Annotated in this window: 19 protein-coding genes and 1 pseudogene; 7 read left to right on the top strand and 13 right to left on the bottom strand. The window is 73.8% G+C overall.

From position 1 onward, the window contains the following. From SGA01_RS05865 to SGA01_RS05835, 7 genes are all read right to left on the bottom strand, one after another. Positions 1–396 (bottom strand): DUF485 domain-containing protein, encoded by a 396-nt coding sequence (locus tag SGA01_RS05865; RefSeq protein WP_174867212.1) that lies wholly within the window; start codon positions 394–396, stop codon positions 1–3. A gap of 162 nt (positions 397–558) precedes the next feature. After that, the gene (locus SGA01_RS05860) at positions 559–1323 is read right to left on the bottom strand and encodes a LytR/AlgR family response regulator transcription factor (RefSeq protein ID WP_141293982.1); all 765 of its coding nucleotides are present in this window, start codon (positions 1321–1323) and stop codon (positions 559–561) included. A 31-nt stretch (positions 1324–1354) separates the two neighbouring features. Next, complete coding sequence (locus SGA01_RS05855) at positions 1355–2227, bottom strand: Fpg/Nei family DNA glycosylase (protein ID WP_055640018.1); 873 nt, start codon at positions 2225–2227, stop codon at positions 1355–1357. 47 nt (positions 2228–2274) lie between these two features. After that, positions 2275–2871 carry a hypothetical protein gene (locus SGA01_RS05850; RefSeq protein WP_141293980.1) on the bottom strand — a complete coding sequence of 199 codons (597 nt, stop codon included), beginning with the start codon at positions 2869–2871 and terminating at the stop codon, positions 2275–2277. Next, positions 2868–3845, bottom strand: coding sequence for a hypothetical protein (locus SGA01_RS05845; protein WP_141293978.1), 978 nt, complete (start codon positions 3843–3845; stop codon positions 2868–2870). Before SGA01_RS05845 ends, SGA01_RS05850 begins: the two co-directional genes overlap by 4 nt. Then, complete coding sequence (locus SGA01_RS05840; RefSeq protein ID WP_141293976.1) at positions 3842–4558, bottom strand: DUF4386 family protein; 717 nt, start codon at positions 4556–4558, stop codon at positions 3842–3844. Before SGA01_RS05840 ends, SGA01_RS05845 begins: the two co-directional genes overlap by 4 nt. Before the next feature lie 158 nt (positions 4559–4716). Further along, a complete protein-coding gene (locus tag SGA01_RS05835) occupies positions 4717–5190 on the bottom strand; it encodes a nuclear transport factor 2 family protein (protein WP_141293974.1) in 474 nt (157 codons plus the stop codon). Positions 5191–5318: 128 nt separating this feature from the next. On the opposite strand from SGA01_RS05835, the gene SGA01_RS05830 reads away from it, so the two are divergent. The 4 genes from SGA01_RS05830 (at position 5319) to SGA01_RS05815 (ending at position 10023) form a co-directional block, all read left to right on the top strand. Further along, entirely contained in the window at positions 5319–6206 is an 888-nt protein-coding gene (locus SGA01_RS05830; protein ID WP_141293972.1) for a LysR family transcriptional regulator, read from the top strand. 18 nt (positions 6207–6224) lie between these two features. Continuing rightward, complete coding sequence (locus tag SGA01_RS05825) at positions 6225–6896, top strand: response regulator transcription factor (protein ID WP_141293970.1); 672 nt, start codon at positions 6225–6227, stop codon at positions 6894–6896. Further along, positions 6893–8245 (top strand): sensor histidine kinase, encoded by a 1353-nt coding sequence (locus SGA01_RS05820; protein ID WP_229918394.1) that lies wholly within the window; start codon positions 6893–6895, stop codon positions 8243–8245. The genes SGA01_RS05825 and SGA01_RS05820 overlap by 4 nt, the downstream gene beginning before the upstream one ends. Before the next feature lie 68 nt (positions 8246–8313). Then, positions 8314–10023, top strand: a complete 1710-nt coding sequence (locus SGA01_RS05815; RefSeq protein WP_229918393.1) for an alpha/beta hydrolase — start codon at positions 8314–8316, stop codon at positions 10021–10023. 32 nt (positions 10024–10055) lie between these two features. Here SGA01_RS05815 and SGA01_RS05810 read toward each other — a convergent pair whose 3' ends face one another. The 3 genes from SGA01_RS05810 to SGA01_RS05800 all read right to left on the bottom strand — a co-directional run bounded on the left by SGA01_RS05810 (position 10056) and on the right by SGA01_RS05800 (position 14849). Then, complete coding sequence (locus SGA01_RS05810; protein WP_141293968.1) at positions 10056–11414, bottom strand: wax ester/triacylglycerol synthase family O-acyltransferase; 1359 nt, start codon at positions 11412–11414, stop codon at positions 10056–10058. A 108-nt stretch (positions 11415–11522) separates the two neighbouring features. Beyond that, a complete protein-coding gene (locus SGA01_RS05805; RefSeq protein WP_141293966.1) occupies positions 11523–13580 on the bottom strand; it encodes a SpoIIE family protein phosphatase in 2058 nt (685 codons plus the stop codon). A gap of 66 nt (positions 13581–13646) precedes the next feature. Continuing rightward, positions 13647–14849, bottom strand: a complete 1203-nt coding sequence (locus SGA01_RS05800; protein ID WP_141293964.1) for a DUF6777 domain-containing protein — start codon at positions 14847–14849, stop codon at positions 13647–13649. A 216-nt stretch (positions 14850–15065) separates the two neighbouring features. Here SGA01_RS05800 and SGA01_RS05795 point away from each other — a divergent pair. The 3 genes and pseudogenes from SGA01_RS05795 to SGA01_RS05785 form a co-directional block, all read left to right on the top strand. Next, positions 15066–15890: pseudogene (locus SGA01_RS05795) on the top strand (YndJ family protein); the annotation flags it as partial. A gap of 158 nt (positions 15891–16048) precedes the next feature. Further along, complete coding sequence (locus SGA01_RS05790) at positions 16049–16600, top strand: DUF1990 domain-containing protein (RefSeq protein ID WP_141293962.1); 552 nt, start codon at positions 16049–16051, stop codon at positions 16598–16600. 22 nt (positions 16601–16622) lie between these two features. Beyond that, complete coding sequence (locus tag SGA01_RS05785; RefSeq protein WP_141293960.1) at positions 16623–18044, top strand: lipase maturation factor family protein; 1422 nt, start codon at positions 16623–16625, stop codon at positions 18042–18044. A 104-nt stretch (positions 18045–18148) separates the two neighbouring features. On the opposite strand, the gene SGA01_RS40895 is transcribed toward SGA01_RS05785, so the two are convergent. From SGA01_RS40895 to SGA01_RS05775, 3 genes are all read right to left on the bottom strand, one after another. Then, positions 18149–18319, bottom strand: a complete 171-nt coding sequence (locus tag SGA01_RS40895; RefSeq protein WP_167534019.1) for a hypothetical protein — start codon at positions 18317–18319, stop codon at positions 18149–18151. A gap of 328 nt (positions 18320–18647) precedes the next feature. After that, a complete protein-coding gene (locus tag SGA01_RS05780) occupies positions 18648–20132 on the bottom strand; it encodes an SDR family NAD(P)-dependent oxidoreductase (RefSeq protein ID WP_141293958.1) in 1485 nt (494 codons plus the stop codon). Between the two features lie 60 nt (positions 20133–20192). Further along, positions 20193–20906, bottom strand: a complete 714-nt coding sequence (locus SGA01_RS05775) for a (2Fe-2S)-binding protein (protein WP_141294176.1) — start codon at positions 20904–20906, stop codon at positions 20193–20195. Positions 20907–21121: the final 215 nt, after the last annotated feature.

Here is a 21121-nt window from a genome sequence, read left to right as displayed (position 1 = left end):
TCACCGTTCGACGAGGCCGGTGAAGTCGCGTTCGTTGCGCTCGGCGCGGCGGACGTACCAGTGGGCTATGGCCCAGACGACGGGGTACACCCCGGCGCCGAGCGCGATCCAGACCAGGGCCTCGGGCGCGGGCAGTGCGAGCAGCAGGGGCAGCGAGCCGACGAGCAGCGCGAGCGCGGCGAGGGCGGTGAGTGCGGCGCGCAGCTGGCTGCGCATCAGGGAGCGGACGTAGGTGTGCCCGAGGGTGGTCTGCTCGTCGATCTCGGAGCGGGCCGGGGCGTGCGCGAGAGGCCGCCGGGCGGGCCCGGGGACGACGCCATGGGCGGGGTCCCCGTGGGCGGAGGCGTAGGTGACGGTCTCGCGCCGGGGTCTGCGCGGCGGGTGGGGCTCCGGCATCGGCGTCCGCTCTCTGACTGGCTGGGGCCTGTCCGACCATGCGCGTCGGATCGGGCCGGGGCGTGCGTGCCGGGCGGGCCGGACCCGACGGGAAGGGTCGGACAGGCCCCAGGCCCGTGGAGTGTACGCAGACGGCGCCCGGCGCCGGTAGGGGTTCCCGGGTCAGCCGCCGGCCCGGCGCATCAGCAGGTCACGGAGGTGGCGGGCATGACGGCGACTGACCGCGAGGTCGGTGTCGCCGAGCCGTACCGAGGTGGACCCTCCGTCGAGCCGCAGCTCGTCGATCCGGTCGAGGGCGACGAGATGGCTGCGGTGGATACGGACGAAGCCCCGGGCGGCCCACCGCTCCTCGAGGGTGGAGAGCGGGATGCGGACGAGGTGGCTGCCGTGGTCGGTGTGGAGGCGGGCGTAGTCGCCGTGGGCCTCCACATAGGCGATGTCGTCGACGGGGACGAAGCGGGTGACTCCGCCGAGCTCGACGGGGATCTGCTCGTTCACGGCGGGAGCGGCGGGCGGGGCGGGGGCCGCGGCCGTGACGTGGACCAGGTCGTGGACACGGCGTACGGCCTCGGCGAGACGCTCGCGGCGGACGGGCTTGAGGACGTAGTCGACCGCCTTCAGGTCGAAGGCCTGGAGGGCGAAGCCCTCGTGGGCGGTGACGAAGACGACGAGCGGCGGGCGGGCGAAGCCGGCGAGCAGCCGGGCCACGTCGAGTCCGGTGAGCCCGGGCATGTGGATGTCGAGGAAGACGACGTCGATGCCGTCGTCCCCGTCGGGCCCGGTCTCCAGGGCGCGCCCGATCCTGCGCAGCGCCGCGGTCGCGTCGCCCGCGCCCTCGGCGGTACGCACCCGGGGGTCGGCGCGGAGCAGGTAGAGCAGCTCCCCGAGGGCGGGTTCCTCGTCGTCGACGGCCAGTACGCGCAGCATGCGGCGGAGTGTAGTGGGACGCCCCGCGCGGCTACTTGAGGAGCTTCGACATCCGGCGGTCGGCGAGCGGCTTGCCGCCGGTCTGGCAGGTGGGGCAGTACTGGAGGGAGGAGTCGCTGAAGCTCACCTCGCGGATGGTGTCCCCGCACACCGGGCAGGGCTCGCCGGCGCGGCCGTGGACCCGCAGGCCGCTCTTCTTCTCGGCCTTGAGGCGGCCGGCAGCGAGTCCGTGGGAGCGCTCGACGGCCTCGCGGAGCGTGGTCCGCATCGCCGTCCAGAGGGCGGTGGTCTCCTCCGGGGTGAGGTTCTGGGTGGGTTTGAAGGGCGACATCCTCGCGGCGTGGAGGATCTCGTCGCTGTAGGCGTTCCCGATGCCCGCGATGAGGCGCTGGTCCCGCAGGGCGCCCTTGATCTGCCGCCGTTCGCCCGCGAGGAGGTCCGCGAAGGCCTCGGGGCCGAACTCCTCGCCGAGCGGGTCGGGGCCGAGCCGGGCGACGCCCGGCACGTCTCCCGGGTCGTGGACCAGATGGACGGCGAGGCGCTTGGTGGTGCCGGCCTCGGTGAGGTCGAAGCCGTCGCCTCCGGTGAGCGCGGTACGCAGCGCCAGCGGGCCCTTGCCGGGCTTCGGCGGCCCGGAGGGCAGCGGGTCCTGCCAGCGGAGCCAGCCCGCGCGGGCGAGGTGGATCAGGAGGTGGAGTTCGCCCGCCGCGCCCGTGGTGGTGAGGTCGAGGAACTTCCCGTGCCGGCCGACCGCGGTGACCTCGGCGCCTTCGACGGCGGTGAGGGGCGGGTCGTACGTCTTGAGGACGCTGATCGCGACGGGCAGGACGCGGGCGATCTCCTTGCCGACCAGATGCGCGTCGAGGAACTCGCGCAGCGCTTCCACCTCGGGCAGTTCGGGCATGGCACCACCCTGCCGTACGGGTGGCGGGATCGCGCGGCGGGTGCGGGTCAGGGGCGGGCGCTCCTGGCCGCGGGGCGGCGGCCGCGGCGGGTCTTGCCCCAAGGCTTGTAGACGGACAGTGCCGTCGCCGCGACCAGCAGCACCAGGGCGACGCTCATGCTGACGACCAGCCGCAGTCCGAGGGATTCGGAGGCCCCGCCCGTCTCGGCCTGTTCGCGCAGCCAGTGCTGGAGGAAGAAGTGGCCGTCCAGCATCAGGACGACGGTGAGGACGAGCTTGACCACGATCCAGTAGTGCTTCAGCAGGCCCCACTGCGTCGCCGCCGAGAGGAGCAGGCCGGTCAGCAGGGTCATCCAGGCGATGCCGGCGATCAGTTCGATCCCGAGGATCTCCATGACGACGTGGGTCGCGCGGACGACCGCTTCGTCGTCGGTGAAGAGGCCGACCAGCCCGAGGAGCAGCTGGGCGATCTCGATTCCCACCCAGCCGACCGCCACCGTCACATGGAGGGTGAGGATCGCCTTGCGCCGGCGCGGGGGCAGGCGCCGACCCTTTCCAGCGGGCGCTTTTCGGGTACGGGATGCCGGGCCGCCTGCCGGGCGGACCGCGGGTCCGGGGTGCTTCTCGCTCACGGTACGCGTCATGCGTCATGCCTCCGGTCGTCGTCCGGGCCGCCGGCGAGGGCGGCACGGTGCGAGCCATGCGTGGGTTCGGGGTTGCCCGGCCGGGTGGAAGCGCGGTTCTCCCGTACGGACGGCGATACGCCGAACGCCAGGAACGCCAAGGCCGGAGCCGTCGTGACGACCGCGCTCACCACGGCTGTGGTGGCCGGGTCGGCGAGGGTGAGGCCGACCGCGGCCGCGGCGGTGACCAGCGCGGCGACGGCCCCGTACGCGGCGACCGTGACGCGGATGAGGCGTAGCCGTTCCGCCTCCGGTCGTCGGGTACGGCTCAGCAGCCAGGCCAGGGAGGGCAGCAGCAGGACGGCATGCATGGTGACGGCATGGGCGGGCCGCAGGAAGCCCGCCGACCGGTAGGCCTCGGCCGCGCGGCCCGCGCCTTCCAGCGTCAGCCCGTAGGCGATCATCACCGCTCCGGCCGCCATGGAGCCGGTGAGCGCCACGAGCCCGGCGCGGAGCGCGAGCCGCATGCCGGGGTCGACGCCCGGGGCGGGGCGCAGCGCGGCGACGGTGAGGGCGACGACGACCGCGATGAGGGTGATGCCGCCGGCCGCGAGAGCGCGGGTGACGAAGGCGTCGAAGGTGGTCTCGGTGTTGAAGTGCGAGGGGACACCGCGCCATGCCTGCAGGGTGATCAGGCCGGTCTCCAGCAGGGACGCCGCGGTGAACGCGGCCAGGAGGAGCGTGCGGGTGCGTTCGGCGAGCGGGAGGAGCCGGCAGATCCAGGTGACGGTCAGCACGCTGACACCGAAGGACAGCCCGAAGGTGATCGGCTTCCGCCACGAGACGGGGCCGTCCCACGGGCCGCCGTCCAGCACGAGGACGACCGTGTGGAAGGCGGCGGACGCGAGCAGCAGAAGGGCCGCGCCGACGGGGATCCGCCAGGCCGAGCGCGATCGTACGGGCGCGGTGGCCTTCGTGCGTTCGCTCGCGCTCACGCGTTCACGCCCGGTGCGGTCGGGCGCGAGCGGACCAGTGCGCACGCGGCCCACACCAGCCATGCCGTGCCGCCGAAGCGGACGACGGGCAGCAGGTAGCCGAAGTCGAGGGCGAGGAGCGTGAGGGTGGCGGCCAGGCCGGCGGCGGCGATGACCAGCCCGGTGGTGGCGCAGGCGCGCGACAGGAGCCCGCTCCGGCGGGCAGCCAGGCCGGTGCCCGCCGCCAGGAGGGCGAAGGACACGGCGTATCCGACACCGCCGGCGAGGAAGGCCAGGTCCGCCAGGGCCCGGGCCAGGTCTGCGGGTGCCTCTTCCGGAAGCCGGCCAAGGGTCCAGGTGAACGCGGCGCTGGAGGCCAGCGCGCCACTGGCCAGCAGTCCACCGGCGAGGACCGCCGCCGCCGCGGCGCCCTGATCCTGTCCCCGCCCCCGCCGCACCAGCCGGGACAGGACGGCGGCGACGGGCACCAGGAGCACGGCGGTGACGAGCAGCAGGAAGGCGCCCAGGTTGATCGCTGTGCCGTGGTCGCGTACGTACCGCAGGACGTCGCGGCCGGGGGTGTCGGGCTGCGGGGTGGCGCGGTTGGCGACGACGTACGCGGCGGTGAGCACTGCGTAGGAGAGCGAGGCGGCGAGCAGCGCGACGGCGCCGCTCGGGCGCGGGGCCGCACCCCTGAGTGAGGCCGAGCGGGAGTCCTGGATTGATGTGGTCATGACATCTCCTCGATCGTGGGTCAAGAGAGGTGAAGGGATGAGGTGACGGGATGCGACAGGGGCCCCGGCGGGCGGTGCGGGCGTGGAACCCCGGCGCGCGAAAGCCAGCATGCCGCCCGCGTGGAGCCGTGGTCGTCCCCCGGCGGCAGGCGGTGCGACTACTCCCCGGGGAGTAGTCGCACCGGGACGGGGAGCGCGGGGAGCGGGGAGCCGGCCAGGGGCGTGGAGTCGAGGTATCTGACCTCGTAGACGCGCTCGGCGAACTTCCAGCCGTCGGGGGTGCGCTGGTAGCGGTCGTGGTACACGGCGTGGTTCGCGTGTGAGCCGCCGTCACGCATGCGCCCGAACTCCTGGACGTACGCCCGGCCGACCGCGCTGTCACCGTTCAGCCGGATGGTGCCGGGGTGGACGTTCTGCACGAAGAACTCCCAGAGGCCCTGCCCCCATTCGATCCCGGCGCGGATCTCGTCGCGACCGACGAACTCCTTGTCGATGTGCGGCCACCGCATCGCGGCGGCGGGTGTGAACAGCGAGGCGGCGCGGTCGTAGTCGCGCATCATCACCGCGTCGCTGAGCTCGCCGCGCAGCGCTTCGATCTCGAAGCGGTCGGCGATGGACTGGGGGATGCTCATCGGGTTCCCTTCCTGATGCGCTGTCAGCTGGACGTCTGCCACCGGGCGGTGGCATGTCCAGCATCGAGGGAGGTCACCGGCGGAACAACGTAGGCTTCGTGGGGCGATCGATAACGCTGGAGTTATGTGTGGAGTTACGAGACATCGAGATCTTCCTGACGTTGGCCGAGGAGCTGCACTTCGGCCGCACCGCCGAACGGCTGCACGTGTCCCAGGCCCGCGTCAGCCAGGCCATCAGCAAACAGGAGCGGCGCATCGGCGCGGCGTTGTTCGACCGCACCAGCCGCCGCGTGGCCCTGACCCCGGTCGGCCGGCGCCTCCGTGAGGATCTGCAGCAAGCCCACGACCTCCTCCAGGCGGGACTGGCCCGCGCCGAGGCGGCCGGTCTGGGCGCGGGCCGGGTACGGCTGGGCGTCATCGGCACGCTCGGTTACGAACTGCGCCCCCACCTCGACGCGTTCCGCCGCCGCTACCCCGGCAGCGACGTGCAGTTCACCGAAGTCGTGGGCAGTGACCCGTTCACCTCCCTGCGCACCGGAGAGACGGACGTGAACGTGCTCTGGCTGCCTGTCGCCGAACCGGACCTCACCGTCGGCCCCACCGTGGCCACCGGAGGACGCGTTCTGGCCGTGCCCGTGGACCATCCGCTGGCCGCTCGCGGCTCCGTGTCCCTGGAAGACCTCGCCGACCACCACGTCGCCGACCTCGGCCCCGACGCACCCGAGTACTGGATCGACTCCATGGTCCCCACGCGCACACCACTCGGCCGCCGCATCCCCCGCGGGCCCGCCGCGCACACCTTCCACGAAATCCTCTCCCTGGTGGCCGCCGGAGTCTGCGTCCACCCGCTCGGCGTGCTCGCCGCTCGCTACAACAGCCACCCCGGCATCGCCTTCGTGCCCATCCACGACGCCCCCGACCTGCGGTTGGCCCTGATCTGGCGCTCCACCGCCGACAGCCCCACCATCCGCGCACTGACCCAAACCGCCGCTGACGTCGGCCCCGTCTCCCTGTGACCGCCTAGGGTGTGTGACGTGCGCGTACTGCTCGTCGAGGACGACGAAGACCTCCGGTTCGGGGTGGCCGCCGCTCTGCGGGCCGCCGGGCTCGCCGTCGACGAGGCCGCCGATCTGCCCCGGGCCGACGAGGCGCTGTTCGTCACCGCGTACGACTGCGCGGTCTTCGACCGGATGCTGCCGTCGGGGGACGCCGCCGCCTACGTCGAGGAGCTGCGGCGCGGCGGCCGCGACGTTCCCGTGCTGTTCCTCACGGCGCGCGACACCGTCGCGGACCGGGTGGAGGGCTTCGCGAGCGGCGGCGACGACTATCTGGTCAAGCCGTTCGCCGTGCCCGAACTGGTCGCGCGGGTGCGCAGCCTGTGCCGCCGCTCCGCCGCCGTGCGCCCTCCGGTGCACCGCGTCGCCGACCTGGAGGTCGACACCGCCCGCCGGCACGTCCGCCGGGCCGGGGTGCTGCTCTCCCTGACCACCAGGGAGTTCGCCGTCCTCGAAGTCCTCGCGACCCGCGCCGACCAGGCGGTCTCCCGCGCCGAGCTGATCGAGAGCTGCTGGGACGAGATGGCCGAGCCGCAGTCCAACGTCCTGGAGGTGCTCGTCTCGCAGCTCCGCCGCAAGCTCGGGGCCCCGCCGCTGATCCACACCGTGCGCGGTGTCGGCTACCGGCTCGCGGCCGACGACGCCCGGTGAGTCCCGCGCACCCGCTCCGGACGCTCACCCGCAGGGCGCGCCCGAAGCGCCCGCTCACGCCGACCGCGCGGGTGCTGCGCCTGCGTCGGCGGATCAGTCTGCTGTTCGCGCTGACCAGCGCCGTGGGGCTGATCGCGATGGCCGTGCTCGCCGTGCGGAGCGACAGCGCCCGCTGGCGGGAGCAGCTCGACCACGCGATGGACGCGGACACCAGCTGGGCCCTCGGTCTCCTGGAGACCGACGAGAACGGGCGGCTGGCCACGGACGTCCTCGCGGACACGGTGAACACCGGCTGCCCGCCGCTGACCGTGCTCCTCGTGAACGGCGACGACCCGGACCGTACGGGCGGCGGCCTGACCGTCCAGCACGCGCCGTCCGAGCCGTGCCTGTCGGTGAGCCCCGGGGTGGTCCTGGAGGCCGGGCAGGCGGCGGCACGGACCGGCGAGGCGCACGGCTTCGACCGGCGTACGACAAGCGGTGGGCCGGTACGGGTGTTCGCGCTGCCCTTCTACGCGCCGGAAGCGGCGGAGGACGAGGGCCCGCAGGGCGTCCTGGTCGCGATGGCCGACGCGACGGCCCAGCGGGACGACCACCGGCGGCTGGTGTGGGTGGTGACGGGCGGCTGCGCGGTGCTCGTGCTGCTGTCCGCGGCCGTCGGGCACGTGCTGTCGGGGCGGGCGGTGCGGCCCGCGCTCGCCGCGCTCGGCCAGCAGGAGGCGTTCCTCGCGGACGCGGCGCACGACCTGCGGACCCCGGCCGCCTCGCTCCGGACGCTCGCGGAGACCGCGCTGCGCGGCGAGACCGACAGCACGGAGGTGCACCGGCGCACGCTGCGCCTGGCGGAGGGCATGGGCCGACTGGTCGACGGGCTGCTCACCCGGGCCCGGCTCATGTCCGGTACGGCCACGGTGGCGCGCCAGCCGCTGCGCCTGGACCAGTTGGTGGAGGCGGTCGTCGAGGAAGTCACCGAGGCGAACGCGGAGGGCCACCGTGTCCGCGTCGAGGCCGAGGACACGGTCGTGGTCGCCGACCCGGATCTGGTGCGCCGGGCGGTCGGGAACCTCCTGGGCAACGCGCTCGCCCACGGCCACGCCCCCGGGCTTCCGGCGGACGTGCTGGTCACGGTGGCCCGGGACGGCACGCTGACGGTCGAGGACGCGGGTCCCGGCCTGCCGCCGGAGGTCGCGGACGCCCTGTTCGAACGCTTCCGCAGCGGATCCGGGTCCACGGGCCTCGGCCTGTCCATCGCGTCCTGGGTCGCCCACGCCCACGGCGGCACGCTCACGGCGGGGAGCGGGGAGCGCGGCGGTGCCCGATTCGTCCTGCGACTCCCGACGTCGTCGGACTGAGCGACTCCCACCGCGCCCGCCCCGCGCCCGGCCCCCTCCCGCCCTCAGCAAATCCTCAGCATCCGCGCGTGATCCTTCCCTGGACCGACCACCCATGGGAGTACTCCGTGATCACCGCCCCCACCCGCCGCCGTCGGGCCCTCGTCCTCGCTCTCGCCGTCCTCGGCGCCACCTCTCTCGCGGCCTGCACCACCGGCACCGGCGCGGACGGGAAGCGGCCGAGAAGCTCCGCCGCCCCGGCCGACCCCGCCTCCCGCCCCGACCTGCGGCGCTTCTACCACCAGAAGCTCGACTGGCGGCCCTGCGGCGACCACCGGTGCGCCTCGCTCACCGTCCCGATGGACTACTCCCGCCCCGGCGACGGCAAGACCTTCGTCCTGCCGGTCGCGAAGGCCGTCACCGCGGTCACCGGGAAGCGCGTCGGCTCGCTCGTGCTCAACCCCGGGGGACCCGGCGAGCGTGGAGTGCGGCTGATCAAGGACGGCGTCGCCGAGGACATCGGCCGGGGCGTGCGCGAGCGGTTCGACATCGTGTCCTTCGACCCGCGCGGAGTCGGCGCGAGCAAGCCCGCCCTGACCTGCACGACCGCCGACTCCACAGAGTGGAACGAATCGAACGAATCGAAGGAGTCGGCGGACGGCGAGGAAGCCGCCGTCGTGCCCCTCCACCCCCGGACCGCGTCCGAGCGCGCCGACGCCCTCGCCAGCGCCCGGGCGACGGCCGCCGGCTGCCGCGCGGCCAGCGGTCCGCTGCTCCCCCACGTCGGGACGGACGACGCCGCCCGCGACCTGGACGTGCTGCGGGCGGCCCTCGGCGAGCGACGGCTGACCTACGTCGGCTGGTCGTACGGCACGAGCCTGGGTACCTCGTACGCCGAGCAGTTCCCGCGCCGCGTACGGGCGATGGTCCTGGACGGGGCCGTCGACCCGTCGCTCGACTGGCGGCAGCGGATGCTCGGCCAGGCCACGGGGTTCAGGAAGGCCGTGGCGGAGTACGCCGAGACCTGCGCCGACACCGTCGGTGACGCCTGCCCCGGCACGACGCCCGAGGAGACACGCGCGCTCATCGACCGTCTCCTGGAGCGGACCGGGCGCGAGCCGCTGCCGGTCGACGACTCCGCGTACGGTCTCGACGCCCCGGCCCTGATCTCGGCGCTGAGCCTGTCCATGTACACGCCGGAGGCTCAGTGGCAGGCCCTGTCCGAGGCGCTGGTCGCGGCGGACGGCGGGGACGGCACGCGGCTCGCGGCCCTGGCGGCGGGCGAGGCGGAGACCCAGGACCCCGACGCGGAGGCCTCCGGGGAACCCACGGAGGCCGACCCGTCCGAGGGACCGACCGAGAGCGGGACGGACGGCGTGCCCGAGGACAACGCCGAAGCCGCCCTGATCGCGATCAACTGCCGCGACGTCCCCCACCCGCGCGACGCCCAGGCCTACTGGGACGCCCTCGCCCCGGCGGAGAAGGCCGCGGGTGCCTACGGGACCACCGGTGTGACGAGCGAGCTGGTCTGCGCGGACCTGCCGGCCGGTCCGAAGCGCCCGCACCGGGTGACGGCCGAGGGCGTGCCGCCGGTGCTGGTCGTGGGAACGGCGGGCGACCCGGCCACGCCGTACGGGGAGGCCGTGAGCCTGGCGCGCCAGTTCCCCGGCGGGATGCTGCTGTCGTTGGACGCCCCCGGCCACACCGGATACGGTCGCAGTGCCTGTGTCGACAGGAAGGTCGAGGCGTACCTGATCTCCCTCACGAAGGTCCTGCCCGGCACGACCTGCACGGCGTGACGTCCATGGCGTGGACGTTCACGGCGTGACGTTCACGGGTCCAGGAGGTCGAGTTCGGCGGTGAACGCGGCGGCGAGCGCGTCGAGGTCGGGGACCGCTTCGCCGTCGGCGACGAGACCGACGTGGACCTGTCCCCCGTAGGGGGACATGGCGACGGCGAGGGACTGGCCGCGGGCGAGCGGCGCCATGGGAAAGAGCGCGCGCAGCGGGGCCCCGCCGAGGGAGAGCGCGGAGCGGGGCAGCGGCACCTGGGTGACGAGGAGGTCGAAGAGGAGCCGGGCGGCGCCGGAGGCCAGGGGCGCGCCGAAGCGGTGGGCGAGCGGAGGGAGCCGGTCGGCCAGGAGGGCGACGGCGCCCGCGCCCTTGGAGGGGCCCGCGGCCTTGTTCCGGTCCATCGCGTGCCGTACGGCGGCGAGTCGGGCCGCCGGGTCCGCTTCGGTGACCGGCAGGTCGAGGAGGTATCCGGAGAGGCTGTTGCCGGGGCCGGAGCCGGGTGCGGCACCGGGGCGGCGGCGGGAGACGGGGACGAGCGCCCGGGGGTCGGCGCCGGGCAGCGGCAGGCCGCGTCCGTCGAACCAGCGGCGCAGGGCTCCGGCCGTGACGGCGAGGAGGACGTCGTTGGCGGTGCCGCCCGTGGTGCGGCGGATCCGGTGGACGCGGTCGAGGGGCAGGGTCGCGGTCGCGAGTCGGCGCGTACCGCTGGACTCGGCGGTGAGCGCGGTGGCGGGGGCGTCGAGACGGCCGGCGCGGACGACGGAGGCACCGACGACCGAGGCGCCGACCTCGACGGCGCGGCCGAGGTCGTCGAGCCGGTCCCGGGCGAGGTCGAGGAGGCGCCCGGGGCCGGGGAGCCAGGAGCGCGGGGGTACGGGGCGGGGGCGGCGCGCGGGCCGGCGGCCGGCGGCGATCTCGTCGAAGATCCCGGCGCCGATGGCGACGGCCCGCATGCCGTCGGCCAGGGCGTGGTGGAGTTTCACGAGGACGGCGAAGGAGCCGTCGGGGGCGCCGGTGAGCAGATACATCTCCCAGGGCGGCAGGCCGCGTTCGACCGGGCTCTCCATGAGCTCGGCGGCGATCCGGGTGGCCTCGGCGGGGAAGTCGGCGCCGGGGAGGGTGATCTCGCGGACGTGGCGGCGCACGTCGAAGTCCGGGTCGGCGCTCCAGGCGGCGCCGCCGACGGGGATCAGGACGTCGCGCACGCGCATCCGGAGCCGGGGGACGGCGGCGGCGCGGCGGGCGAGCAGTTCCAGGACGTCCACCGGCGGCTCGTGGCCCGGGGCGGCGGGGACGGGCCCGAAGTGGACGAGGGCCCCGAGGTGCAGGGGGTGGGTGGGCGATTCCAGATGCCAGAAGGCCAGGTCCAGGGGGGCCAGTAGCTCACTGCTGCTCAAGTGTGTCCTCACGTCCTGCGCGGAGAGGCGGGAGAACGAAGTCAATCGCGTACCGACAGTTACGGTCAAGTACGATCACTTCACGCTAAGTTAACATCCTCGGATCATTCAGTGCGTCACCGTGAACTCGCACCAGACGCACTTGCCGCCGCCCCTCGATTCGACGCCCCACGCGTCCGAGAGCTGCTCGACCAGCAGCAGCCCCCGCCCGGAGACGCCCGCGTCTCCCGCCTCGCGGCGCCTGGGCAGCGCGCTGGACCGGTCCTCGACCTCCACGCGCAGCCGCTCGGGCCCGCTGAGGGCCCGCAGGGTCACGATCGCGCCGCCGTCGGTGTGCATCAGCGCGTTGGTCATCAGCTCGTCGGCGACCAGCTCGATCTCGTCGGCGCGCTCCCCCGCGCCCCAGGCCCGCACCGCGGCCCTGATCATGTGCCGGGCCGAGCTGAGCGCCTCCGGGTCGCTCTGGGCCACGTGCTGCTGGAACCGCCCGGCCCCGTGGGGAGCGAAGGCGGCCTGACGACGCAGCAGCAGGATCGCCACGTCGTCCTCGCCGCCGCGGTCGGCGACCACGTCGCAGAGGTGGTCGGCGAGCTGCTGGAGGTCGGCGGAGCCGCGCCGGACGAGGGAGGTCAGCCACTGGAAGCCCTCGTCGAGGTCGGCGCCCGGCTTCTCCACGAGGCCGTCGGTGTAGAGCATCAGGGTCTGTCCGGGGTCGAGCTCCAGGGTGGTCACGGGGTAGTCGAGCCGGCCGAACTCCGCGGAGAGCCCGAGCGGCAGCCCGCCCTCGACGGGGAGCCTGCGGCAACTGCCGTCGATCTCCCTGACCAGCGGGTCGACATGGCCGGCGCGGACGATCTGGACGACCCCGGTGCCGAGGTCGACCTCGGCGTACGTGCAGGTGGCGAAGCGTTCGGTGTCGAGCTCGTGCAGGAAGACCGAGGCCCGGGCCATGACGGTGGCCGGGGGGTGCCCCTCGGCGGCGTAGGCGCGCAGCACGATCCGCAGCTGGCCCATGACGGCCGCCGCGTGGGTGTCGTGGCCCTGGACGTCGCCGATGACGGCGCCGACGCGCCCCCCGGGGAGCGCGATGATGTCGTACCAGTCGCCGCCGATGTCCCGGCCGAGGCGGGCCGAGCGGTAGCGGACGGCCGTCTGCGCGCCGGGCACCTCGGGGATCCGGCGCGGCAGCATCGCCTGCTGGAGCCCTTCGGCGAGGTCGTGCTCCTGCTCGTACAGCATGGCCCGCTGGAGGCTCTGGGCGATGCTGCTGCCGAGGGCGACGAGCAGGGTCCGCTCGTCCTCGCTGAATCCGGTCTTGTCGCTGTAGAGCAGGCCGAGCGCGCCGATGGGCCGGGCCTGCGCGATGAGCGGCAGATAGGCGGCGGCGGTGATGCCGAGCCCGCTGATGTGCGGCCAGAGCACGGGGAAGGAGTCGGCGAAGTCGCGGGCCGAGTCGATGAACCGGGGCCGCAGGGTCCTGATCACCTCGCTCATCGGGTACGGCTCGTCCACCCGGGTGAAGCGGGTGCCCGGCACGAAGGCGCCGTTGGGCCCCTCGGCGACGAGATGGATGCGGCCAGCTTCGAGGAGACCCATGACGAGGCTGGCGGCACCGAAGTGTTCGAGGGCGTGCGAGTCGTTGAGCAGGTCGATGACGTCCTGCACGGTCCGGGCGTAGGCGAGGGCGGCCGTGGTGCCCTCGACGACACCGGCGCGCTGCCGGCGGCCCTCGTCGAGGCCCAGCCGGGCGGCGGACTCGGTCAGCTCGTGGGTGGCGTCGCGGATCACGCCCACGATGCGCACCGGACGGCCCGTGTCGTCCCGCTCGACCAGGCCCTGGGTGTGGGTCCACTGGTGGCTGCCGTCGCGGCGGCGGATGCGGAAGTACGCGCCGTACTGGTCGCTGCCCTCCTTGAGCGCCTGGGCCACCAGCGTGTCGAGGCGGCGGCCCTCGTCGGGCAGGACGCGGGAACCGAGGCTCTCGGGCCGGTCGGCGTACTCGTCCCGGCCCATGTCGAAGACCTCGAGGGCGGCGTCGTCCATGCTCATCGTCCCGGTGAGCAGGTCCCAGTCGAAGCCGCCCATCCGGAAGGCCGAGCCGTAGTCGTGCAGGATCCGGGCTCCGGCCCGCTCGGCCGCCTCCCCGCCCCCTCTACCCGCGTTCATGGGGCCACGCTAGGCGCAGCCCCGCCCCTGCGCACCACGAAGATCCGTTTCCCCCCTTCGCCCCCTTCATCCTTCGAAGGTCTCGGGCTGCTCCTGCCCCGTGTCGGGCTGCTCCTGCATGTCGGGCGGGAAGAGCTCCCCGGGCGGCAGCTCCCCTTCCGGGACGTCGGGCGGGGAGACGGGGGGCTCGGCGTACGGGTCGGCGTACGGATTCTCGTACGGGTCCGAGGGCGGATCGACGGGCGGATCGGCGAACGGGTCGGTGGACGGCTCCGCGGGCGCGTCGGGGGTCGGGGCCCCGGACGGGTCGGGGTTCACGGGAGCGGGGCCGGTCGGATCCGGCGCGGAGGGCGTGGCCACGTCGGGGCGCGACGGCTCGGGGGTCGCGGGGGCGGGCACCACGGAGTCCGGGGTCGCCGAGTCCGGGGTCTCCGGGGTGACGGTGCCGGTCAGGTGGCACGCGTCCGGGTCGCAGTCCGGGTCCACGGCTGGCTTCCGGTCCTCGGCCCCGTCGCTGCCGGTCCTGCGCTCGATCCAGCTTTTGTCCGCGGCGTTCACGATCACCAGGCTGGTGACGACGGTGCTGGTCGGCCGGACGACGATCACGTACTCGGGGTCGAAGCCCTCCCAGGGCTCGCCCTGGTGGACTCCTCCTTGGGCCGAGACCGGGCTGCGGAGCGGGTTGCCGCAGGCACAGCGGACGCGCGGGGAGCCGTACTGGTCGACGAGGACCGCCGTACCGGACTGGAGGACGGACTGGAAGGGGGCGGCTCGGCCGCCCCGGTAGCCGTGGTTGGTGACCCGGGTGTCCGCGCGCAGGACGACGGGGGTCAGCCCGCGCAGCCAGCCGGGGACGTTCACCTCGGGGATGCCGGCGGCCTCGGCGAAGGCGCGCGTCCTGCCCGGGTCACCGGAGAGGAAGGAGACCTGCTGCTCGACGTCGCAGCTGGCCTCCGAGCGGGTACCGCCGTAGAGGCCGGGGGTGGAGCCGGTGATCTCGCGGGCCTGCTGGACGGAGGCGGCTGCCGGGTCCCGCTCCGGGACGACCGTCCGGCCGGTGATCCGGGCGGTGGAGGCGGTGAAGGGGTCGGGGCCCCGTGCGGTGAGCGGCTGGAGGTGGATCTCCTGGGCCGCGGCGGCTGCGGGCTGCTCGCCGTGGCTCCCGCCCTGCTCGTCGGAGGAGCAGCCGGCGACGAGGAGAGCCGAGGCGAGCGCCGCGGTGATCGCGGTGGGGGTCCGCCGCGTCCGGCGCCGCTGAGATGTGCGCACCTGGTTCTCCCGTTGTCTCGATCCGGGGCCCGGCGCCCGGTTCCGGCCAGTCCCTCATATCTGTCGCAGCACCCGGGGCCCCGCAAGCGGAGGAAGGCCGACCGGGTCGGTCGGCACCCGCCCGGCCGAACACCCCACTTGAACACGTTCAAGAAAGACTCTAGGCTCGGCTCGACAGTTGAACACGTTCAAGTCGGGGGGTGTCCGGTGACCGCGCTGTCGATCCTGGTGAATCCGGTCGTGATGATCGGCATGTTCTGGGTGGTACCGACGGGGCTCGCACTCCTGGACGCACCCAGGCCACCGGGCCTGGAGCCACTCCGGCGCGCCTGGCCGCTGCTCGCCGTCCCCGGAGCGCTGGCCCTGTGGCTGCCCCGCTCCGGAGTCTCGGCCGGACTCGCCGCCGTCTACGCCCTGGCCACCGTGGCCCTGGCGCTCCAGGCACCGGCCCGCCTCGTGCTCACCCGCTCCCTGCACCCCAGAGAGGTCGCCGTCCTCACCGCGCTTGCCGCCCCCTCGGTCGCCGGCCTGGCGCTCGTCGCCGAACGGGCCTCGTACCCGCTCTTCGGCTTCGACCTGGACCTCCTCGCGCTGACCGTCCCGCACTTCCACTTCGCGGGCTTCGCCGCCGCGCTGGTCGCCGGTCTCGTCTGCCGCGCCGACGACGGCCCCACGGCCCGCTTCGCCGCGCTCAGCGTCCCGGCGGGCACGCTGCTGGTCCTGGTCGGCTACTTCCTCGACGACTGGGCCGAGTTCGCCGGGGCGGTCGTCCTGACGGCCGGCATGGCGGGGGTCGCCGTCCTGACCCTGCGCGAGCGCCGCGAGCTCGCGACCGGCCGGCTCACGCGCGCACTGCTCGCCGTCTCGGCCCTGGTCCTCGTGGTCACCATGCTGCTCGCGCTGAGCTGGGCGCTCGGCGAGGCCACCGGGCTGCCGCACCTCGGCCTGACCTGGACGGCCGCGACACACGGCCTGGGCAACGCCCTCGGCTTCGCGGTCTGCGCCCTGCTCGCCCGGCGCCGCCTCCAGAGCGACCGCACCGACCAGCACACACCACCCCCAGCACCCGCACCGCCTCGCCCGGCCCACCCAGCTCACCCGGCCAACCCAGCTCACCCGGCCCACCCGGCTCACCCAGCTCACCCGGCCCACCCGGCTCACCCAGCTCACCCGGCTCACCCGCGAACGGAGCTCCCGGCATGACCCGCCTCACGAACAGCTTCTCCCGCACCGCCCGCCCCCGCCCGGGCCTCACCTACCGCGAGGTCGGCGCCACCCGCTCCCCCGAGGACCTCCCCGAGGGCTACCACCACCTGCGGTACAGCACGGTCGTCGGCCAGGGCCGTGCCGCCTTCGAGGCCGCCGGTGCCGCCGTCACCACCTGGCGTACGCACAGGGCCTCCGGGGCGACCGTCCGCAGCGAGGCCGTCCGCGCCGAGCCCGGTGCCCACCTGGAGGTGTCGGCGGGGATCGGCCGGCTCCGGCTCGGCGTCCCCTGCACGGTGATCTGGACGGCGTACGAGGAGACCCGGACCGGCTTCGCCTACGGCACCCTGACCGGGCACCCGGAGTGCGGCGAGGAGTCCTTCGTCGTCGACCTCGCCCCCGACGGCACGGTCCGGTTCACGGTCACCGCGTTCAGCCGGCCCGCCGCCTGGTACACCCGGCTCGCCGGCCCGCTGGTCCCCGTGCTCCAGCGGGCGTACGCCCGCCGACTCGGCCGGACCCTCCGGCGTCTCGTCAGGGCGTGACGCCGGGCCGATACTGGAAGTGATGGAGTGGTTCACCGCGCCCGACCTCTGGCTGAGCCGGATCCTGTTCCAGCGGGGCCTCGCCGGGCTGTACTGCGTGGCCTTCCTGTCGGCCGCCCTCCAGTTCCGGGCGCTGATGGGCGAGCGCGGCATGCTCCCCGTACCGGAGTACCTGCGCCGGACCCGGCCCCGCCACGCCCCCTCGCTCTTCCACTGGCGCTACTCCGACCGGCTGTTCGCGACCGTCGCCTGGACCGGGGCCGCGATCGCCCTGGCCCTCGTGGCGGGCGCCGGTGACGCGGTGCCGCTGCCGGTGTCGATGCTCCTGTGGTTCGTGCTCTGGGCGCTGTACCTGTCGATCGTGAACGTGGGCCAGACCTGGTACTCCTTCGGCTGGGAGTCGCTGCTCCTGGAGACCGGGTTCCTCGCGGTCTTCCTCGGCAACGCCGACACGGGACCGCCCGTGCTGGTCCTCTTCCTGCTGCGCTGGCTGCTCTTCCGGGTCGAGTTCGGCGCGGGTCTCATCAAGATCCGGGGCGACCGCTGCTGGCGGAACCTGACCTGTCTCTACCACCACCACGAGACGCAGCCGATGCCCGGCCCGCTGAGCTGGTTCTTCCACCACCTCCCGCGCCCCTTGCACCGGGTCGAGGCGGGCGCCAACCACGTCGTCCAGCTGTTCGTGCCGTTCCTGCTCTTCACCCCGCAGCCGGTGGCCACGTTCGCCGCCTGCCTCATGATCGCGACGCAGCTGTGGCTGGTGCTCTCCGGCAACTTCGCCTGGCTGAACTGGCTGACCATCGTGCTCGCCGTCTCGGTCGTGGACGCCTCCGCGCTCACCGGTGCGCACCCACGGCCGGATCCGCCGCTCTGGTACGTGGTCGCGGTCGTCGCGGTGACCGGCTTCGTCCTGGTCCGGAGCTACCGCCCGGTGCGGAACCTACTCTCCCGCAACCAGGCCATGAACCGCTCGTACGACCCGTTCCACCTGGTCAACACCTACGGCGCCTTCGGCACGGTCGGCCGCGTGCGGGACGAGATCGTCGTCGAGGGCACCGACGACCCGGTACCGCACGCGGGCACGGTGTGGCGGGAGTACGGCTTCCGGGGCAAGCCCGGCGACCCCCGCAGGCTGCCGCGTCAGTTCGCCCCGTACCACCTCCGCCTGGACTGGCTGATGTGGTTCGCGGCGCTCTCCCCCGGGTACGCGCGGGACTGGTTCGGGCCCTTCGTGGAGCGGCTGCTCGACGGCGACCGCGACACGCTGCGGCTGCTCGCCCACAACCCGTTCCCCGACGCGCCGCCGACGCATGTCCGCGCCCGGCTGTACCGGTACCGGTACACGACCTGGCGCGAGCTGCGCGCGACCGGGGCCTGGTGGCACCGCACACTGCTGCGGGAGTACCTGCCACCGATCCGGCTCCGGGAGCGGGCGGACCGCTGACGGACGCGTACGCGCGCGGGACGCGGCGGTGCCCCCGGCCGGAAGGCGGTCGGGGGCACCGGGTGAAGCAAAGGTCACGTCAGGACGGTCAGGGCACCGGAGGCTCAGTCGATACCGGGCAGGATGTGGGGCTCCGCGAGGTCGTCCTCGTAGCCCGCCAGCCGGATCGGGGCCGCGTGGGCCCACACGTCGAGGCTTCCGAGCTCGCCGTTCCGGCGGGGCCGGTCCTTGGGTTCGGCCGGTGCCGGTTCCTGCTTCGTCAGTTCGGGTGTCACCGCGCACTCCTTTGTGTCGCGTACCAATGGGGACTTGGTGCCGTCGGTCGCGGTGGCGCCGTTCGTCGGGCGGGACCGCGGCCTTGGTGGAAGGCCAGTCCCCGGACCGGCCGTGAGGATGGTGTGTCTCCTCGGTGGCCGACCGTGAACATCAGAGTAACCAAATGAGCGCGTCCGCGCTCTACCGGGCTCAGAAGTGTGATGCGTTCGAGTGAATGAAGCCGAAAAGAGCGCTCTACCAGGGAGTAGAGCGCTCTTTTCGGACGGCACAGGGCCGCGGTCCGGCCGGGGGCCGGACCCGCCCCCGACCGGGGACGGGATCCGCCGTTTACCAGTTGGCGGGGGCGTAGTCCTTCAGGAAGCAGCCGTAGAGGTCCTCGCCGGCCTCGCCGCGCACGACCGGGTCGTAGACGCGGGCCGCGCCGTCGACCAGGTCGAGGGGGGCGTGGAAGCCCTCCTCGGCCAGGCGCAGCTTGTCGAAGTGCGGACGCTCGTCGGTGATCCAGCCGGTGTCGACCGAGGTCATGAGGATGCCGTCGGTCTGGAACATCTCCTGGCCGCTGGTCCGCGTCACCATGTTCATCGCGGCCTTCGCCGCGTTGGTGTTCGGGTGCCCGGCGCCCTTGTAGCCGCGACTGAAGACGCCCTCCATCGCCGAGACGTTGACGACGTAGGCGCGCCCGCTGGCCGCCTTCTTCGCGGCCTCGGCCATCGCCGGACGGAGCTTGCTGATCAGGATGAACGGCGCCGTGTAGTTGCACAGCTGGGTCTCGAGGAGCTCCACCGGGGAGATCTGCTCGATGCTCTGCACCCAGGTGTTGCTCTCGACGACGTCCGGCACCAGGCCGCCGGCGTCGATGGCGGTGCCGTCGAGGTGCTTGGCGATGGTGGCGTTGCCCGCGACGAGCGCGAGGTCGGCGACCTGCTGGGCCTCCAGGCCGCTCACGCCGGCGGGCAGCGACGAGCCGCTGACGAGCTCGCCGACCGCGCCGGAGTTGAAGGCGCCGATGACGTGGTGGGCCGGGAGCTCGCCCGCGGGCAGCGGGGCGCTCTCGCCGTCGACCAGGGCGGCGTAGGCGGAGGGCAGTCGGCGCACGGTCTGCGTCGCGTTGTTGATGAGGATGTCCAGGGGCCCGGCCTCGGCCATCTGGTCGGCGAGCGCCACGGCCTGGGCCGGGTCGCGCAGGTCGATGCCGACGACCTCCAGTCGGTGCATCCAGTCCGCGGAGTCGTCCATGGCCTTGAAGCGGCGGATGGCGTCCTTGGGGAAGCGCGTGGTGATGGTCGTGTGGGCACCGTCGCGGAGCAGCCGCAGCGCGATGTACATGCCGATCTTGGCCCGGCCGCCGGTGAGCAGCGCGCGCTTGCCGGTGAGGTCGGCGCTCGCGTCCCGCTTGGCCCGGTTGAGCGTCGCGCACGGCTGGCAGAGCTGGTGGTAGAAGTAGTCGACCTCGACGAAGCGCGTCTTGCAGACGTAGCAGGAGCGCGGACGCTGGAGTATCCCCGCGATCCGCCCCTCCTCCGTGACCGAGGAGGGCAGGATGCCCTCGGTCTCGTCGTCGATGCGCTGCGCGGAACCGGTGGCCGTGGCCTCGGTGACCGCCTTGTCGTTGGCGGTCTTGGCGGCCCGGCGCTCCTGGCGGCGACGCTGCTTCACGGTCCGGTAGATCCCGGCGGTGGCGCGCCGGACCATGATCGCGTCCGGGTGGTCGACGTCCAGCTTGTCGAGCTCGTCGAGGACGCTGAGGCAGACGGCCAGGCGCTCGGGGTCGACGCCCGGCCCGTAGTCCTGGGTTTCTTCGGTCACCGTCATGGCCTTCGGGTTCCTCGTTCGCTCGTACGTCGCCGTTCGCGGGCATTCAAAGACCCAACTTTACGGAGCGGGGGGCCGCGCCTCCAAACCCGTTCGGGGGGCGTGGTCGAAGACACAGTCCCCGCACAGTCCGCCACCGGGACACCGGTAGTAGAGGCAGCAGCTGGAGCGGCGCAGCCGGGGGCCGCGGACCGTGCCGGCGAGGTCCGGTTGGTCGAGGAGCCCGGAGACCAGGGCGGCGGCCCGCTCGGCGACCTCCGGCCGGTCCCGCGCGCGGGACCAGCGGGTCAGCTCGCGCAGGGCGCCGGCGAGGGCGGAGCCGGCGTTGCCCCAGAGCAGCCGGGGCGAGATCCGGCCGTCGCGGCGCAGCGCCGCGTGCAGCGGGACGAGGTGGGCCTCCTGAACGGCCTCGCGGAGGGCGTCGACGGTGGCGGGGCGGGTGCCCGAACCGGACCACCACAGGTCGTCGGGCGAGGTCAGCGCCCCGTCCCAGTGCAGCTCGCCGGGGGCGAGGTCGGGGAAGGCGCCGTACAGCGCGGCCGGCCCGAGCGCGGTCGACCAGAGCCTCGCCGCGAGCCCGAGGTGAGCGACGGAGGCCCCGACCCGCCGCTCGGGGGCGTGGAGCCGGGCCGCGACCCGGTCCACGCGCGCGGTGAGGGGGCCGTCCTCCCCCGCGTACAGCAGGGAGAGGGGGCGGTGCTCCCCTCCGGTCTCCGGCGGGGTGGTCCGCAGCGCGAAGAATCCGCCCACCGATCCGCTCTCGACGAGATCCAGCTCCGGTCCCACGTGCCTGCCCCCGGTTCCTCGTGTCCATGGCGGGGCCCGCCGCCCCTCCATGATTCTTCCGCACCGGGAACCGGACGCCGGAATGATCCCGTTCCACCCCTTCCGACCTGCGCGGGTGTACATCTCCGGTCGTACGCGCGCGCCGTGTACTGCGACGGCGGTACCCCCCGAAGCGTTCCCTGGTACGACGCCGAATCCGCCCG

Origin of the sequence: Streptomyces gardneri (genome assembly GCF_006539185.1) — a bacterium.
GTDB lineage: Bacteria > Actinomycetota > Actinomycetes > Streptomycetales > Streptomycetaceae > Streptomyces > Streptomyces gardneri.
This window is presented reverse-complemented; position numbering and strand designations above follow the sequence as displayed.

What these genes read in the sequence shown, in the direction of transcription:
- SGA01_RS05785 (WP_141293960.1), top strand. Translation starts at nt 16,623, where the DNA reads ATGGAGTGGTTCACCGCGCCCGACCTCTGGCTGAGCCGGATCCTGTTC.
- SGA01_RS05850 (WP_141293980.1), bottom strand. Translation starts at nt 2,871, where the DNA reads ATGACGCGTACCGTGAGCGAGAAGCACCCCGGACCCGCGGTCCGCCCG.
- SGA01_RS05805 (WP_141293966.1), bottom strand. Translation starts at nt 13,580, where the DNA reads ATGAACGCGGGTAGAGGGGGCGGGGAGGCGGCCGAGCGGGCCGGAGCC.
- SGA01_RS05840 (WP_141293976.1), bottom strand. Translation starts at nt 4,558, where the DNA reads ATGACCACATCAATCCAGGACTCCCGCTCGGCCTCACTCAGGGGTGCG.
- SGA01_RS05865 (WP_174867212.1), bottom strand. Translation starts at nt 396, where the DNA reads ATGCCGGAGCCCCACCCGCCGCGCAGACCCCGGCGCGAGACCGTCACC.
- SGA01_RS05780 (WP_141293958.1), bottom strand. Translation starts at nt 20,132, where the DNA reads ATGACGGTGACCGAAGAAACCCAGGACTACGGGCCGGGCGTCGACCCC.
- SGA01_RS05860 (WP_141293982.1), bottom strand. Translation starts at nt 1,323, where the DNA reads ATGCTGCGCGTACTGGCCGTCGACGACGAGGAACCCGCCCTCGGGGAG.
- SGA01_RS05790 (WP_141293962.1), top strand. Translation starts at nt 16,049, where the DNA reads ATGACCCGCCTCACGAACAGCTTCTCCCGCACCGCCCGCCCCCGCCCG.
- SGA01_RS05855 (WP_055640018.1), bottom strand. Translation starts at nt 2,227, where the DNA reads ATGCCCGAACTGCCCGAGGTGGAAGCGCTGCGCGAGTTCCTCGACGCG.
- SGA01_RS05835 (WP_141293974.1), bottom strand. Translation starts at nt 5,190, where the DNA reads ATGAGCATCCCCCAGTCCATCGCCGACCGCTTCGAGATCGAAGCGCTG.